13 protein-coding genes are annotated in these 15,027 nt (G+C 52.5%); 8 read left to right on the top strand and 5 right to left on the bottom strand.

All coding sequences use genetic code 11. From position 1 onward, the window contains the following. Window positions 1-58: 58 nt before the first annotated feature. Window positions 59-700 (top strand): peptide-methionine (S)-S-oxide reductase MsrA, encoded by a 642-nt coding sequence (msrA, locus tag GM298_RS17030; RefSeq protein ID WP_025759060.1) that lies wholly within the window; start codon window positions 59-61, stop codon window positions 698-700. Here the strand turns inward: msrA and GM298_RS17025 are convergent, their stop codons facing one another. Beyond that, the gene (locus GM298_RS17025) at window positions 701-1,759 is read right to left on the bottom strand and encodes a LacI family DNA-binding transcriptional regulator (protein WP_266154661.1); all 1,059 of its coding nucleotides are present in this window, start codon (window positions 1,757-1,759) and stop codon (window positions 701-703) included. 192 nt (window positions 1,760-1,951) lie between these two features. On the opposite strand from GM298_RS17025, the gene GM298_RS17020 reads away from it, so the two are divergent. The 5 genes from GM298_RS17020 to GM298_RS17000 all read left to right on the top strand — a co-directional run bounded on the left by GM298_RS17020 (window position 1,952) and on the right by GM298_RS17000 (window position 8,029). Beyond that, window positions 1,952-3,103: a Gfo/Idh/MocA family protein gene (locus GM298_RS17020; RefSeq protein ID WP_266154660.1), complete on the top strand. Its 1,152-nt coding sequence runs from the start codon at window positions 1,952-1,954 to the stop codon at window positions 3,101-3,103. A 16-nt stretch (window positions 3,104-3,119) separates the two neighbouring features. Further along, the gene (locus GM298_RS17015) at window positions 3,120-4,298 is read left to right on the top strand and encodes a Gfo/Idh/MocA family protein (RefSeq protein ID WP_266154658.1); all 1,179 of its coding nucleotides are present in this window, start codon (window positions 3,120-3,122) and stop codon (window positions 4,296-4,298) included. Window positions 4,299-4,300: 2 nt separating this feature from the next. Then, window positions 4,301-5,368, top strand: a complete 1,068-nt coding sequence (locus GM298_RS17010; protein WP_266154656.1) for a Gfo/Idh/MocA family protein — start codon at window positions 4,301-4,303, stop codon at window positions 5,366-5,368. A 12-nt stretch (window positions 5,369-5,380) separates the two neighbouring features. Beyond that, on the top strand, window positions 5,381-6,403 hold the full coding sequence (locus GM298_RS17005; protein ID WP_266154655.1) for a Gfo/Idh/MocA family protein: 1,023 nt from the start codon (window positions 5,381-5,383) through the stop codon (window positions 6,401-6,403). Between the two features lie 78 nt (window positions 6,404-6,481). Beyond that, complete coding sequence (locus tag GM298_RS17000) at window positions 6,482-8,029, top strand: MFS transporter (protein WP_266154654.1); 1,548 nt, start codon at window positions 6,482-6,484, stop codon at window positions 8,027-8,029. A gap of 766 nt (window positions 8,030-8,795) precedes the next feature. Here GM298_RS17000 and GM298_RS16995 read toward each other — a convergent pair. Next, window positions 8,796-10,205, bottom strand: a complete 1,410-nt coding sequence (locus GM298_RS16995) for a PAAR domain-containing protein (RefSeq protein WP_266154653.1) — start codon at window positions 10,203-10,205, stop codon at window positions 8,796-8,798. 10 nt (window positions 10,206-10,215) lie between these two features. Continuing rightward, window positions 10,216-10,926, bottom strand: coding sequence for a hypothetical protein (locus tag GM298_RS16990; protein WP_266154651.1), 711 nt, complete (start codon window positions 10,924-10,926; stop codon window positions 10,216-10,218). A 747-nt stretch (window positions 10,927-11,673) separates the two neighbouring features. Here GM298_RS16990 and GM298_RS16985 point away from each other — a divergent pair. After that, window positions 11,674-13,011: a hemolysin family protein gene (locus GM298_RS16985; protein WP_025758299.1), complete on the top strand. Its 1,338-nt coding sequence runs from the start codon at window positions 11,674-11,676 to the stop codon at window positions 13,009-13,011. 70 nt (window positions 13,012-13,081) lie between these two features. Here GM298_RS16985 and GM298_RS16980 read toward each other — a convergent pair whose 3' ends face one another. Further along, a complete protein-coding gene (locus GM298_RS16980) occupies window positions 13,082-13,288 on the bottom strand; it encodes a DUF1107 domain-containing protein (RefSeq protein ID WP_008501430.1) in 207 nt (68 codons plus the stop codon). Between the two features lie 324 nt (window positions 13,289-13,612). Between GM298_RS16980 and GM298_RS16975 the strand changes: the two genes are divergently transcribed. Next, complete coding sequence (locus GM298_RS16975) at window positions 13,613-14,170, top strand: YtfJ family protein (protein ID WP_025758297.1); 558 nt, start codon at window positions 13,613-13,615, stop codon at window positions 14,168-14,170. Here the strand turns inward: GM298_RS16975 and cysQ are convergent. Continuing rightward, a complete protein-coding gene (gene cysQ / locus GM298_RS16970; RefSeq protein WP_095450385.1) occupies window positions 14,164-14,904 on the bottom strand; it encodes a 3'(2'),5'-bisphosphate nucleotidase CysQ in 741 nt (246 codons plus the stop codon). The two genes, GM298_RS16975 and cysQ, sit on opposite strands and share 7 nt — an antisense overlap. Window positions 14,905-15,027: the final 123 nt, after the last annotated feature.

Raw genomic sequence — 15,027 nt, 5'->3', positions numbered from 1 at the left:
TCAATTAAACGCTTCGTGACAACCTTAACCGAAACATCGCACCCCGGGAGGCCCCATCGTGAGTTTATTCGACAAAAAGCATCTGGTTTCACAAGCTGATGCATTACCGGGACGCAACACCCCTATGCCTGTGGCGACCTTACACGCCGTCAATGGCCATTCCATGACCAATGTTCCTGAAGGTATGGAAATCGCCCTGTTTGCCATGGGCTGCTTCTGGGGCGTTGAACGCCTCTTCTGGCAACTGCCTGGCGTTTACAGTACGGCAGCCGGCTATACGGGCGGTTACACGCCAAACCCAACCTACCGCGAAGTCTGCTCCGGCGAAACCGGCCATGCGGAAGCGGTGCGCGTGGTGTATGACCCCGCGGTGATTAGCTACGAGCAGCTCCTGCAGGTCTTCTGGGAAAACCACGACCCGGCGCAGGGCATGCGTCAGGGCAATGACCACGGCACCCAGTACCGCTCGGCCATTTATCCGCTCACCCCGGAGCAGGACGCCGCGGCGCGCGCCAGCCTTGAACGCTTCCAGCAGGCCATGCGTGAAGCGGGCGATACGCGCGAGGTGACCACGGAAATCGCGACGGCAAAACCGTTCTACTATGCCGAGGACGATCACCAGCAGTATCTGCATAAAAACCCCTATGGCTACTGCGGTATCGGGGGCATCGGCGTCTGCCTGCCGCCACAGCTGGCCTGATTACTGATCCAGCGCCACGCGAGCCGCGTGGCGCGTAGCATTGCTGACCGAACCGTAATCCATCACTTTGCCCTGCAGCAGCAGGTTAAAGACCGGCGCCTGCGGTCGGTTCAGCCGCGTCTGCAGCAGGTGCACAGCCTCAATCCCCAATTCCCGGCAGGGTACCGTGACGCCCGTGACCGGCCTTTCCAGACGGTGCGCCAGATTCCAGGCAAAATCGGTGGTAATGAGCGAAATATCTTCCGGGATACGCAGCCCGTGGCGCGTTAATGCCCTGACCACCCCTTCGGTCATGCTGGTACTGTTGGGGAAAATGACCTCCGGCCACTGGGATCGGTCATGGCTTAACAGCCACGCATCGAGCGCCTGCTCGGCCTCGTCTGCCGTAAACCACTCCGTGACTAACAAATCGCGCTGGGGATCAAAGGCAACGTGAAAATGGCGGTATGCCTCTTTAATGCCGTCCAGACGCGCATACAGCGTATCCCGTCGCAGGCAGGTGAGCGTAAGCACGCGGCGGTGCCCCTGCTCAAAGAGGTATTGCATGGCGGTAAAGCCGATCGCCCGATGGTCGGGTGACACGGAATCCAGGACCCGATCCCGGTCAACAGAGTTGATTAAAACGCAGGGTTTATTAAGCGTGCTGGCCAGTTTAAATATGGTGGCATCATCCGTGCCGATGATAATTATCGCATTGATATTTTTATGGCTGGCCTTTTCCATAAATAACTTCACATCCGCGTGTTGCTCTTCTAATGCACAACAGCTGACCCACACATTGTGTCGCGAGCAGGCTTCGGCAATGCCTTTGGTCACTTCCAGATAAAAAATATCACCGCGTCCCTGAAAGGTTCTTTCCGGTGCAAAAACCGCGATGCCGTTAATTAACAGCCGTCCGCTCGCCATTGACTCCAGAACACCTAATTCTCGCGCGGTGCGAACGATCGCGTCCCTGGCTTTATCGCTGGTATAAGACTTGCCGCTTAATACCCGCGAAACCGTGCTAACGGAATAGCCCGTCAGGGACGCGATCTCCTCAATTTTTAACCTGCCCGGCATAGTGTGACCTCGCTCTCAATCAGTTTTTGCAAATATTTGCAGAAACAGCACGTTGATTTTAAAACCAAATTTCAGAAAGCCTGGAGATTACTTAATCACCTTGCGAGTATTCTCACAAAAACACATTGTCGCTGTGGCTCCCCTTTCCTATTTTCCGGTCATCACTCATTTCAACTGAAATTAAGGTGTGACATGGAGAAGGTACGTTTTGGCATTATTGGAATAGGTAATATCGGTACGGTCCACGCGCGTTATTTACTGGCGGGTACGGTCAGTGACGCCTGCCTGACGGCGGTTTGCGATAATGCGCCGGAAAAGCACCCGGCTATTCGTCAGCTGGTCGGCTCCATCCCTCTCTTCAGCGACGCGCAGGAGATGCTCCAGAGCGGGCTTATCGACGCGGTGATTGTCGCGACGCCCCATTATGACCATCCACGCCTGTCGATGCTGGCGATGCGCCACGGCATCCATACCTTGTGTGAAAAACCGGCGGGCGTGTATACCGCCCAGGTTCAGGAGATGAACGCCTGCGCTCGGGAGTGCGATGTGGTGTTTGGCATCATGTACAACCAGCGCCCGAACCCGCTCTACCAGAAGGTGAAGGATCTGATCGACAGCGGCGAGCTGGGTGAGATCCGCCGGTCGAACTGGATCATCACCAACTGGTATCGCTCGCAGAGCTACTACAACTCCGGCGGCTGGCGCGCCACCTGGAAAGGCGAAGGCGGCGGCGTACTGCTCAATCAGGACCCGCATCAGCTCGATCTCTGGCAGTGGCTGGTCGGCATGCCTGTTCGTCTGCGCGCGTTTTGCCAGTTCGGTAAACATCGCGATATTGAAGTGGAAGATGAGGTCACCGCTTATGCCGAGTACGCCAGCGGCGCGACCGGCGTGTTTATTACCACCGTCGCGGAAACGCCGGGGACCAACCGGCTGGAAATCACAGGCGATCGCGGCAAGGTAGTCGTCGAAGAAGGCAAGCTGCGCTACTGGCGACTGCGAGAATCCGAAACCGCCTTCAACGCCCGCTGGCAAAACGGCTTTGGCGAACCCGAATGCTGGGAGGTCACTCTTCCCGTCGCCCCGGAGTGCAGCGAACACCATGTCATTACCGCCAATTTCTGTGCCGCCATCCTGCGCGGCGAGCCGCTTATTGCACCGGGCCTGGAAGGCATTCGCGGGCTGACGCTCTCCAACGCCATGCACCTTTCCACCTGGACCGACGACTGGGTCGACCTGCCGCTCAACGAGAAACAGTATCTGCGCCTGCTGCAGCAGCGTATCAGCACCTCAGTGGCTAAAGAGACAGCCAGCGTCACGCTGGATGCTTCCGGCACCTGGTAACTCCGGAGAAGAAACGATGTTAAATGTCGCTATCGTGGGAACAGGGAATATCTCGCATAACCATATTCAGGGCTATTTGCAGTTTGGCCAGCGCTGTCGGATCGTCGCGCTGGTGGATATCTACCCGGAAAAAGCCCACGAGAAAAAAACGCGCTACGGCCTGACGGACGCCCGCGTGTATGAAAGCCACCAGCAGATGCTGGCGTCAGAGCCGGAGATTGACATCGTGGATGTCTGCACCCCGCCCTACGTCCATGCAGAGATCAGCATTGATGCCCTCAATGCCGGTTGCCATGTGCTGTGCGAAAAACCGATGGCCGCCTCGCTGGAGGAGTGCGACGCGATGATCGCCGCACAAAAGGCCAGTGGCAAAATCCTCTCCATCATTGCCCAGAATCGCTTTACCGACGCCTTCTGGCGTCTGAAAGCGGCGCTGGATTCCGGTCTTGCCGGCAAGATCTGTCATGCCCAGGTGGATTCGTTCTGGTGGCGCGGACACTGCTACTACGACCTGTGGTGGCGCGGCACCTGGGAAAAAGAGGGGGGCGGCTGCACCCTTAACCACGCGGTTCACCACATCGACGCCATTCAGTGGATGCTGGGCTTCCCGTCCGAGGTGGTGGCGATGATGACCAACGTGGCGCACGACAATGCCGAAGTGGAGGACCTCAGCGCCGCGATATTTAAATACCCCAGCGGCGCGCTCACCCAGCTGACCGCCTCCGTTGTGCACCACGGGGAAGATCAGAAAATCATTATCCAGGGTGAAAAGGCGCGCATCTCCGCGCCATGGCAGGCCTTTGCCAGCGTCAGTGCGGACAACGGTTTCCCGCAGGAAACCCACGACCAGCAGCGAGAAGCGCAGCTCGACGCCGTGTTTCAGGAGACGCCGAAGCTCGACTGGACGCTGCACACCGGGCAGATTAACGATCTGCTTGACGCCATCGGGCACGGCACGGCGCCGTTAGTCGATGGTCTGCAGGGCAAACGCTCCCTGGAGCTGATTACCGCGATTTATAAATCCGCCATTACCCGCACGGTGGTCACGCTGCCGATTCAGCGCGACGACCCGTTTTACCGCACAGGTGGGACGAACAGCCTCGCCCCCCGTTTTTATGAAAAATCCGCAAGCGTCGCCAACTTCAGTGAAGTCGGCGCCATCCCTCTGGGCAAAGATCTGGATCGAGGACTCTAACCATGAACAAAAATGACGGAATGAACTACGCGCCGGTCGGTAAACCACAGCCGGTGGTGAAGGAAGGCGAATTTGTCTTTGCCGCCGCCGCGCTCGACCACGGCCATATCTACGGCATGAGTAACGGGCTGATTGAAGCCGGGGCCACGCTGAAGTGGGTGTACGATCCTGACCCGGCAAAAGTGGATAAATTCATCCAGCAGTATCCGCAGGCACGCGTTGCCGCGTCGCTGGAGCAGATCCTCGCCGACGATGAGGTGCGCCTGGTGGCCGGCGCCGCCATTCCCTCCGAGCGCTGCGCGCTGGGGCTGAAAACGATGGCCGCCGGCAAGGACTACTTCACGGATAAAGCGCCACTCACCACCCTTGAGCAACTGGAAGACGCCAAAGCCATGGTGGAAAAAACGGGCCGCAAATACGCGGTGTATTACAGCGAACGCCTGCATGTGGAGAGCGCGGTCTTTGCCGGACAGCTGGTGCAGCAAGGGGCCATTGGCCGTGTCGTACAAACGCTGGGGACAGGCCCGCACCGGGAAGGCACCGGGCGCCCGGACTGGTTCTACGATCGTCGTTATTTCGGCGGGATTCTGTGCGATATCGGCAGCCATCAGATTGAACAGTTCCTTTTTTACACCGGCAACCACGACGCCTCCGTGGTGGCAAGCCAGGTCCGCAACGTCAAACACCCACAGTATCCCGCCTTCGAAGATTTTGGTGATGCCATGTTGAAAGGGGAAAACGGCGCCAGCGGCTATTTTCGCTGCGACTGGTTTACCCCTGACGGGCTTTCTACGTGGGGCGATGGCCGCCTGACGCTGCTCGGCACCGACGGGTATATCGAGATCCGCAAATATGTCGATCTCACCCGCGGCGAGCAGGACGTGGTGTACCTCGTCAATAAAGAGGGAGAGTTCCGCTATCCGGTCGCCGGCCAGGTCGGCTTCCCGTTCTTTGGCGAACTGATCCTCGACTGTTTGCATCGTACTGAAAACGCCATGACCCAGGCACACGCCTTCAAGGCGGCGGAGCTTTGCGTGAAGGCACAGATGCTGGCCAACGCGACAAAATAACGGGAGGCGACAATGACGATCCTGAACACGGCGGTGATCGGTGCCGGGGCGATCCACATTTGCCATATCAATGCATTGCGCCAGATCCCCGGGGTCGCGCTGCGCGCGCTGGTCGATACCGAAAGCGTGAAAGGGCTGAAGCTGGCAATGGGCTATCAGTGCCGCTTTTATCAGGATTACCGGGAAATGCTGCTGGATGACGCCATCGACGTGGTGCATATCTGCACGCCGCATGTCGAGCATAAGCCCATGATCCTGGCGGCGCTCGCCGCCGGGAAGCATGTGTTCTGCGAAAAACCGGTGGGCATGAACCGCAGTGAACTGGTGGATATCACCCGCGCCGCGGAACAGGCATCGGGCCTGCTCGGCGTGTGTTATCAGAACCGCTATAACCCCACCAGCCTGCGCATTCGCCAGGCGCTGGACGATAGCGAACTGGGGAAAATGCTCAGCATCAAAGCGGTGCTGACATGGTCACGCTCGGGGACGTATTACACCGAAAGTCCCTGGCGCGGGCGGCTGGCAACGGAAGGTGGCAGCCTGCTGATCAACCAGGCCATTCATACCCTCGACCTGATGCAGTGGTTCGCCGGCGGGGTGACGCGTGTGAAAGGCGTGGTGGATAGCGGTGAGCTGGCGGCGGTAACCGAAGGCGAAGACAGCGCGATGGCCACCCTGCACTTTGCCAACGGCGCGCGTGGCCTGTTTTACGCCAGCAACTGCAATACCACCGATTCCCCGCTCCTGATGGAGATCCACTGTGAGCGGGGCTCGCTGCTGCTGAACGACAACGCGCTCTGGCGTGTGACGTCGGGGGAGCGCGTTACCCTCGCGAGCGACGGCTCCCCGGATGGCTCGGTCAAAAGTTACTGGGGGCTCGGGCATCAGCAGGCGATCCGCCGTTTCTATCACGCGATTACCCACCCGGGCTACGCGGACTACACCGACATCCGTGAAGCCGGAAAATCACTCACTCTTGTGGAGGCTATTTACCGCTCATCTCAATTAAGGCAATGGATAGAGATCAACAACTAGAACGTAATTTGTATTCCAGCAGTAAATAAAAAAACGACCCAAATATGGGTTTATAGCTACCCTACACTGGATATTATTATGGTCAAACCAACTGAACGTAGAGTGGGTTATGGCGTGGCGCTCGGCTACGGCATAACCGATCTTTTTGGCGGCGGCGCTTTCGCCATTATCGGCACCTGGCTGTTATTTTTTTACACCACCTATTGCGGCCTCTCGGTGATTGAAGCGGGGTCTATATTCGCGATTGCCCGCGTTATCGATGCGTTATTAAGTCCGATTATGGGGTATATCACCGATAATTTCGGCGACACCTGGCTCGGGCGTAAATTTGGTCGTCGCCGCTTCTTTTTATTACTCAGTTCACCGTTAATGTTTTTATATGCTCTGCTGTGGTTAACGGATATGGGTTACTGGTATTACCTGGGCACATATCTTTCGATTGAGCTGCTGTCGGCGATGGTGCTGGTGCCCTGGGAAACCCTGGCGGCAGAGATGACAAATCGGTATGAGGAGCGTAGCCGCCTCTCCGGCGTGCGGATGATCTGTTCCCAGTTGGGTGGTTTTCTTGCGGTTTCCGTTCCCGGCGTGATTATGCAGTTCACAGGGAAAGATAATCCGTTTACCTATACCCTCACCGGGCTGATCTTCTCCTGTGTATTCTGCATCGCAGTATTTATTACCTGGTACATCACCTGGGAAGCGAAGGATGTGCAACAGGAATCCACGTTTAAAGTGGAGAAGCATCGCAGCAGCGGGATACTCAATCACCTGAAATATCTGGTGCTGGATCTCTTTTCCTCTTTCCGGATCCGCGCGTTTCGCCTGCATATTATTATTTATATCTTTTCCTTTACGGCGATGGACGTATTCGGGTCGGTCTTTACCTATTATGTCGTTTATTGTCTGAGCCAGGATGCGGCGGCGGTGTCGGGCTGGCTGAGCATTGCGGCATTCGCCTCGGTACCCGGCACGTATGGATTTATGTTGTTGCTGAACAGGTTGAATATTACCCCTTCCGCCGCGTTACGCCTCTCCTACAGCTGCATTTTCCTGGTGCTGGCTTTCCTGTTTGCGATCTACCTGACCAAAACCCAGGTGCCGACGCTGCTGTTCTCGGCGGTCTTTATCCTGCTCGGTGCCGCCCGCTCAGGCCTCTATTACATTCCGTGGAACATCTACAGCTTCATTCCGGATATCGACGAGATAGTGACGCAGCAGCGCCGCGAAGGCATTTTTGCCGGCGTCATGGTCCTGACCCGCAAAAGCACCGTGGCGATGGCCATCATGATTATTGGCCTGGTGCTGCAGGAGGCCGGTTTTGTGAAAGGCAGCGGCGCGCAGCCTGAAAGCGCGCTGGGGGCGATAATGGGTCTGATGATTTTCGCGACGTCAGCCCTGCTGGCGGTCAGCTTCTTCACTACCTACATGTTTAAGCTCACCCGCGAGACGCATAAGCTGCTCCTCAAAGAGATTGCGCGCCGTAAGCTCGGCGGAGATTACCGCGACTGCGACGCCAGGACGCGCGTGGTGATCAAACAGCTCACCGGCTATGAGTATGATCAGGTCTGGGGCGGCGATGCGACACGCCGGGCGGTTGGCGATGTCCGCCTGTCTACCGTGAAATAACGCGATGTACCGGACTGCGCCCGCTGTCCGGTCTGTTTTATGCCAAAAATGTGACCTCTGGCAGATTTACATCTCTTTACGCTCTACCCTAAAGAGATTCTTTACCGATCGTTTTTTAGTCAATACAGGGTTAGTGGAAAGTTCAGTACGGAGATCTGAGTACACGGCATTTTGTCGGCGGGGTAGAAATTGATCAGGTGAACGAGATTTTAAATCAGGCGAAAAAAAACGGACTGTACTTTTTCCTGAGTAAAAGATTACTTAAGTTTTTTGCCAGAAATCGGGAGGCCTGGGATTTGATTATTTTGTGCTCTAAAGACCAATAACCTAATCACTTTCGTATTCACGGACAAGAAAAGCCGCTTTAGCGGCTTTATAAAATAGACTTAGAGAAATAAGTAAGATGTTATGATGGTTGTACAAAACAGAACAATCATTATTAAGAAAAGAGTGAACTTGATTTTTAGCCACGATACTTCCTCTTTAGGTAAATTTTTGATGAAATCATAATGTTCGGGGTTCATATTTCTCACCGGAAAACTTCCCTTTTTAAAAGCAAATGGGAAGATGAAGTACATATCTTTTTGAAAAGCTAAGAATATCCCCCCAGCCTGGGCAAGGATTATACCTGCGGGTACGTATCCAAATCGTTCTTTAAAAATATCGCACAATAAAAGGTGTTGTTTATTCTTCGTGACCGAATATGCACATGCTACAATTGTCGATAAGACAAACAATATGAATATGATAGCAGATACAATTTTCATCATTTTCCTACTGTGTTATAAATTATTTCACCATACTCTTCACCTTTGTCTGAGAGATAGTCTCCGCCGACATACCCACCACCAGTACCAAGAATTACACCACAAGCTAATGCACCTGCTCCGGCAGCTTCTATTGTTAAAGCCCCCAAAATGACAGAACAGAGGCCAACACCAGCAGCACCGCCAGCATAACTACCAGCAAGCCCCCCTGCAAAGCTACCTATTTCCGTGTATTTCTTTTTAGTACATTCGCTTTCACGACCAACAGAACAAGCCTCATTTATTTCATTGATAGAATGCAAAGCACTAAAGCCGATCCCGACATAACCAACATATCGCATAGCTGCTACATATTTTGCCGCTCGCTCTATATGTGTAGCGTAGCCATCAATATCACTTATTCCCGTTTCATTCCATTTATGAGTTATCGATTTAGTTGATAAACCAAGAGCACTTTTTAAGTTGTTGTACTCACCAAGTTTCATACCTTTATTAAGGAAGCCGACTTTAAGTACATGATCAAGTTCCTTGAATAGTTGAGCACGTCTTACATAGAACTGCTCACCGATCAAAGCCCCTCTTGTGATGTATGTATTCTTGTACGTTTCCTGAATTTCTTTCAGGATTTTTTCTATATTTTCGAAATACTTCCCAACAGGTTCAGCAGCAAGCCCGATTCCTTTATCGGCGATGTTGCTAAAGTTAGCTATTGTTGCATAGTGATCGTGTAAGAAGTTAGCCTCTTTATGCGTAAGCGGTTCTAATGCTGTATCAATACGTTGTTTAGCGGCCTGCATATGTGCGATCTGATCACTGTCCTGTTTTTCTGGATCAACAACAAGCAGGATAGAACCAGCTTTGTATTGCTTACCTTCTCCATTAAGTGAACGGTAAAGTTCGCGTGTTCCTGCTGGCGGTTCACTCTCGAATAGATATCTTTCGTAGGCTCCAGTTTCAGCACCGTAAGGAAGTACACAAAAGCCAGCATCTACTGGTTCACGTTTAGTTTCTTCCTTATGTGGTTTTTTAGCTGTCTGGGCGTGCTGTACGGGTTCTTCCGCTTTTGTTGGTACAGGAGCAGCTAAAGGGGCGGCAGTAACTACAGGGACAGCCTTAACAGCTTTCTTCTCCTCGACCCAATAGGAAGCATTTGGGAATGACGAAATGAAACTTGCGTTACAGGGGCATGTACTGCGGCTATGCAAAGTACCTGCTGCGGCAACTCCATGAATCGAGTAAGTGGGGATACCACCTGCGATATGGTATACCTTGCCATCTTTACCACAAGAGACAGAATCGCCATTTCTCGCGGTCGCAATCCCTCCAAAGCTGTGATTTGGGGAACCTGAAAGAATACTACCGCCGCACGTTGTTTTGTCGCCAATCCTCAGAAAATGACCAGTAGCCATAGAATCATCCTTAATGAAGTTTGTTAGCAGGTTTAGAACCATTCACTGCCAGAGAAGATACGATCCACATTTGCTTTTCAATGGAATAGGTGGATACACAGTATTGCGTTGCCGGGCTGAACATCGGTGTTGCGGTGACAAGTGCCGTTGATACAGCATTCTGGGCATGTTCTTTTATGAAGTTGAGAGGTTGAGAGTTCAGGATCTCCATTGATTCACAGTAGCTGGGAAACTCTTCATGCCAGTAACCATTCATCCCCTCGAACAGAGATTCATCGAATTTCAGGATTACCTTGTTTGTGATGGGATCTAAGCCTTCACCGATTGGGAATGATTCAGGGAATTGCAGAGTTCGGTATAGATCAGATTGCAGTATAAGGTTTCTGAAATCGTCGATTGAGAACCCAAACACAAGCATCATGTCGTAATGTGATTTATGGGCTTTCGTGTTAATCATCATTTCTGTAATGTTCAGATCAGAGAATGGGTAAACCTTCCATTCCGACAGGGTTTCTGCCTGATTCAGTACTTCAGCAGCAATTGCCGCATCAAGAATCGAAGTGTAAAGAGCCATCCCCTGAAAATTGCCACCGCCAACCCACTGAGTCTCTAACCACTGAATCCCGTCATCATTTACCGTCATCCGGGCAACTGAGAAAAGTAAAGTTGGGCTGATGTAATCGTTTGTACCAGGTGCATAAAAATGAATCTTTTTGGTCATAACGTCCTGTTCTCGTGTTGTTTTTTTAGACTCTAATTCTCACATGAACATTACGGTTTTGTACAGAGATTGAACTATTAACCTCATGCTTTTGCCACAAATACATAAAACAGAAAGTATTTACATATCATGCAATTGCCATTACACATGATTGCTTTCGCTACCTTGTGCCAGTACAAACAGTTATTGAGATTGATCGAGCAACCTATACGCTGGCTGGCACATACAGCCCCGATACCACACGGTTGGTCTTAGTGATCGACATTAACGATCTATTGCTTACTTATCTCTGGACTTTAGAAACATTTTTCGTATTCGCCGTTAGCGGGAAGAGACTTATAAAGACCTAATTGAGCTTTCTGTCGCGATACTGAACAACAGTTTTGTCATGAGTCCGTACACTGATCCGAGAAGTTTCCCAGTTAATCTACGCTGCCACATAAAAGAGCGTTCAGAGGAAGCTGTCCTGTCTAAAAAACGCACATTTTGCTGTATAAAGATTGGATAATGATCTGGTAAAGATTGCATGAAAACCCTCTTAAAATGAGAATGGTTCCCATCAATTCCCAAACACAACACTTATCGGTACTTAAGCGTCAAAATGTGACCTCTGGCAGATTTACATCTCTTTACGCTATACTACCCGCTGAAATAATCGGCTCAACGCTACGAGCTGACGTTCAATGTGTTTCCACACAAATGGTATCAACTCCCCTTCTGAGGATCTGGCGAGAAGCCGGATAAACTATGTTAAACAGTATTTTAGTAATACTTTGTCTTATTGCCGTCAGTGCATTTTTCTCGATATCGGAGATCTCGCTGGCCGCGTCCCGTAAAATCAAACTGAAGCTGCTTGCTGACGAAGGCAATATCAACGCCTCCCGCATTCTCAAAATGCAGGAGAACCCCGGTACGTTCTTCACCGTGGTGCAAATTGGCCTGAACGCGGTCGCCATCCTGGGCGGTATCGTGGGCGATGCGGCGTTTTCCCCGGCATTTTATAGCCTCTTTGTGCAGTACATGTCTGCCGAACTGGCCGAGCAGTTGAGCTTTATTCTCTCCTTCTCGCTGGTGACCGGGCTGTTCATCCTCTTCGCTGACCTGACCCCGAAACGCATCGGTATGATTGCGCCAGAAGCTGTAGCTTTGCGTATCATCAACCCGATGCGCTTCTGTCTGTACGTGTTTCGTCCGCTGGTGTGGTTCTTCAACGGCCTGGCGAACGTGATTTTCCGCATCTTTAAACTGCCAATGGTGCGTAAAGACGACATCACTTCTGACGACATTTATGCGGTCGTGGAAGCCGGTGCGCTGGCCGGGGTGCTGCGTAAGCAGGAACACGAGCTGATTGAGAACGTATTCGAACTGGAATCCCGTACCGTTCCCTCTTCCATGACGGGCCGTGAAAGCATTATCTGGTTCGATTTACATGAAGATGAGCAGAGCCTGAAGAACAAAGTGGCGCAGCATCCGCACTCTAAGTTCCTGGTCTGTAATGAAGACATCGACCATATCATCGGTTACGTCGACTCGAAAGATCTGCTGAACCGCGTGCTGGCGAACCAGAGCCTGGCGCTCAACAGCGGCGTGCAGATCCGCAATACCCTGATTGTGCCGGACACCCTGACGCTTTCAGAAGCGCTGGAAAGCTTTAAAACCGCCGGGGAAGACTTCGCGGTGATCATGAACGAATACGCTCTGGTGGTGGGTATCATTACCCTCAATGACGTCATGACCACCCTGATGGGCGACCTGGTTGGTCAGGGGCTGGAAGAGCAGATTGTTCAGCGTGACGATAACTCATGGCTGATTGATGGCGGCACACCGATTGAAGACGTGATGCGCGTGCTGGATATCGACGAGTTCCCGCAGTCCGGAAATTACGAGACCATCGGCGGCTTTATGATGTTTATGCTGCGTAAAATCCCAAAACGTACCGACTCGGTGAAGTTCTCCGGCTACAAGTTTGAGGTGGTGGATATTGATAACTACCGCATCGACCAGCTGCTGGTGACGCGTATCGATAACAAACCGACCGTGCTGGTACCGAAGTTGCCAGATGCGGAAGAGAAGGTGTCGGCGTAAGGTTTCTTCCCCACAAACATCAACGGCTCCCATCGGGAGCCGTTTATTTAACTACTGCATAGCACGTTGGTTAAGCCATCTCAGTTTGCAGACGCATAACCTGACGGTTGACTTCGGACATCACAGACAGGTGCTGTTTGTCCTTCACTTTTGGGACAAGGATCTTGCCCTTATCAAACTCAAAAGCGCCAACATCCTTGATATACAACCGTCCACGGAACAGGATCTTCACGTACTTCGCCACCTGAAGCGGGTTGTAGCGTTGGAAAATTTTCATTCTTGTATCTCCTGCGAATCATACGCTCTTGCGGTGCCACAATCGGCCCGACTGTCCTGAGCGCAAATTTTAATGCCCAATGACTATAGACCAGAACTACGTTGTTACCCAGTGTGCATAAGTTTATTTACCGTTTGATTACAATTATTCAGAATAATCTTTGCAAACCGCCACTGAGGGCAGTATAAGCCGTCGTTTTTTCGTGGATATGTGCGTTGACCCGCAAACTGGCATCGCGATTGCGGGAAAACCACATTGATCGCACTTATCATTAAAAGCGCATGACCAAGTGGTCGGATCACCTGCAAACAATAAGGAAACGCCATGACCCTACGTACTATCCTTGCCGCAGCTTGCCTGCTGCTGCCTCTGTGGGCTTGCGCTCACAACATTGAAAAAGGACAACGTGTACCGCCAGTCGGCATTGCTGACCGGGGAGAATTGATTCTCGACAATGATAAGTTTAGCTATAAACCCTGGAATAGCGCGCAGCTCGCGGGCAAAGTGAGAGTTGTACAACATATTGCCGGTCGTACATCTGCAAAAGAGAAAAATGCCAACCTCGTGGAAGCGATCAAAGCCGCAAAATTCCCTCATGACCGCTACCAGACCACCACCATTGTGAATACCGATGACGCCATTCCAGGCTCTGGCATGTTTGTGCGCTCAAGCCTTGAGAGCAATAAAAAGCTCTACCCGTGGTCGCAGTTTATCGTCGACAGCAACGGCGTGACGCGTAAGGCATGGCAGCTTGAGGAAGAGAGCTCTGCGATTATCGTGCTGGATAAAGAGGGCCGCGTAGAGTGGGTAAAAGACGGGGCATTGACTCAGGAAGAGGTGCAGCAGGTTGTCGACCTGCTGCATAAGCTGCTGGCTCAATAAATAGAGACGCGGAAGCCGGGGTTGAGGAACGATTCGCGCGGGGTGTAGTCCAGCGGTTTGCCCTGCCAGTCATGAACATGCGCCCCGGCAGCCGCGGCCACGGCATGCCCGGCCGCGGTATCCCAGATGTTGGTTGGCCCAAAGCGGGGGTACAGCTGCGCATGCCCCTCCGCCACCAGGCAGAATTTCAGCGATGAGCCAATCGAGGTGGTCTGGTGTTCACCCAGCTGTTGCAGATACTCCTGCAGCTCGCTGTCGCTGTGCGAACGGCTAATCACCACCAGCGGTGGACGCGCATCGCGCACCTGGATCTGCTTACGTACGCCGCACTCTTCCTTCCAGGCCTTCCCGTCTGCGGCGCTGTACATCACTTTTAACACCGGCGCGTAGACCACGCCCAGCACCGCTTTGCCTTTCTCGATCAGGGCAATGTTGACGGTGAACTCACCGTTGCGCTTGATGAACTCTTTCGTCCCGTCCAGTGGGTCTACCAGCCAGTAACGCTGCCAGTGCTGACGCTCTTCCCAGCTTTGCGGCGCTTCTTCAGAGAGCACAGGGATGTCCGGCGTTAAGGCCTGTAAACCCTGCAGGATCACCTTATGCGCCGCGATATCCGCTGCCGTGACCGGAGAGTCATCTGCTTTACTGACAACCTCCATGGGTTCACTACCGTCATACACCTGCATGATGGCTTCCCCCGCATCCCGTGCGAGCTGACAAATCTTATCTAGCATTTTCCACCTCTTTGTTAACGCAGTGAGGTTAACTCTTTGTTTTAGTTATATCGTAATGTGAACAATTCCGCTATCTGTGAAGCAATTCCGGTTTCAGGTTACTTTTTTCTGTCAGGATTCACA

This window comes from Enterobacter sp. HSTU-ASh6, assembly GCF_026319105.1.
Classification (GTDB): Bacteria; Pseudomonadota; Gammaproteobacteria; order Enterobacterales; family Enterobacteriaceae; genus Enterobacter; species Enterobacter sichuanensis.
The sequence above is the reverse complement of the archived record's forward strand: the minus strand, read 5'-3'. Positions and strand labels throughout refer to the sequence as shown.

Coding starts and splice junctions, on each gene's coding strand:
- GM298_RS17025 (WP_266154661.1), bottom strand. CDS start 1,759: ATGCCGGGCAGGTTAAAAATTGAGGAGATCGCGTCCCTGACGGGCTAT.
- GM298_RS17020 (WP_266154660.1), top strand. CDS start 1,952: ATGGAGAAGGTACGTTTTGGCATTATTGGAATAGGTAATATCGGTACG.
- GM298_RS17015 (WP_266154658.1), top strand. CDS start 3,120: ATGTTAAATGTCGCTATCGTGGGAACAGGGAATATCTCGCATAACCAT.
- GM298_RS17010 (WP_266154656.1), top strand. CDS start 4,301: ATGAACAAAAATGACGGAATGAACTACGCGCCGGTCGGTAAACCACAG.
- GM298_RS17005 (WP_266154655.1), top strand. CDS start 5,381: ATGACGATCCTGAACACGGCGGTGATCGGTGCCGGGGCGATCCACATT.
- GM298_RS17000 (WP_266154654.1), top strand. CDS start 6,482: ATGGTCAAACCAACTGAACGTAGAGTGGGTTATGGCGTGGCGCTCGGC.
- GM298_RS16995 (WP_266154653.1), bottom strand. CDS start 10,205: ATGGCTACTGGTCATTTTCTGAGGATTGGCGACAAAACAACGTGCGGC.
- GM298_RS16990 (WP_266154651.1), bottom strand. CDS start 10,926: ATGACCAAAAAGATTCATTTTTATGCACCTGGTACAAACGATTACATC.
- GM298_RS16985 (WP_025758299.1), top strand. CDS start 11,674: ATGTTAAACAGTATTTTAGTAATACTTTGTCTTATTGCCGTCAGTGCA.
- GM298_RS16980 (WP_008501430.1), bottom strand. CDS start 13,288: ATGAAAATTTTCCAACGCTACAACCCGCTTCAGGTGGCGAAGTACGTG.
- GM298_RS16975 (WP_025758297.1), top strand. CDS start 13,613: ATGACCCTACGTACTATCCTTGCCGCAGCTTGCCTGCTGCTGCCTCTG.
- cysQ (WP_095450385.1), bottom strand. CDS start 14,904: ATGCTAGATAAGATTTGTCAGCTCGCACGGGATGCGGGGGAAGCCATC.